Annotated in this window: 1 rRNA gene; it reads left to right on the forward strand. The window is 56.2% G+C overall.

Features of this window, described 5'->3' with window-relative positions:
- Window positions 1-771, forward strand: a 23S ribosomal RNA gene (locus tag A2J01_RS32035); the annotation flags it as partial.

Here is a 771-nt window from a genome sequence, read left to right on the forward strand (position 1 = left end):
GCGTCGTGTGGCCATGGAAGCGGCAGGGTGACCTAGCCGTGGAGGCCACACGAGTGAGAATGCAGGCATGAGTAGCGAAAGACGAGTGAGAAACTCGTCCGCCGAATGACCAAGGGTTCCTGGGCCAGGTTAATCCGCCCAGGGTGAGTCGGGACCTAAGACGAGGCCGACAGGCGTAGCCGATGGACAACGGGTTGATATTCCCGTACCCGTGTGAACGCGCCCATGGTGAATCAGTGATACTAACCATCCTGAAGCCACGAGAAGACCTTCGGGTCTCGAGTTGGTGGATGCATGGGACCTGATCTGGTAGTAGCCAAGCGATGGGGTGACGCAGGAAGGTAGCTGAGCCAGTCAGTGGTAATACTGGTGTAAGCGTGTAGGGCGTGACCTAGGCAAATCCGGGTCGCATACAAGCCTGAGACGTGATGCGTAGCCGATTGAGGCGAATTCAGTGATCCTATGCTGCCGAGAAAAGCCTCTAGCGAGCTTTCACACGGCCCGTACCCCAAACCGACACAGGTGGTCAGGTAGAGAATACTAAGGCGATCGAGATAACTATGGTTAAGGAACTCGGCAAAATGCCCCCGTAACTTCGGGAGAAGGGGGGCCCTGTCTGGTGACGACATTTACTGTCTGAGCTGGGTGGGGCCGCAGAGACCAGTGAGAAGCGACTGTTTACTAAAAACACAGGTCCGTGCGAAGTCGTAAGACGATGTATACGGACTGACGCCTGCCCGGTGCTGGAAGGTTAAGAGGACCGGTTAGTTC

This window comes from Rhodococcus sp. EPR-134, from assembly GCF_001647205.1.
GTDB lineage: Bacteria > Actinomycetota > Actinomycetes > Mycobacteriales > Mycobacteriaceae > Rhodococcus_F > Rhodococcus_F qingshengii.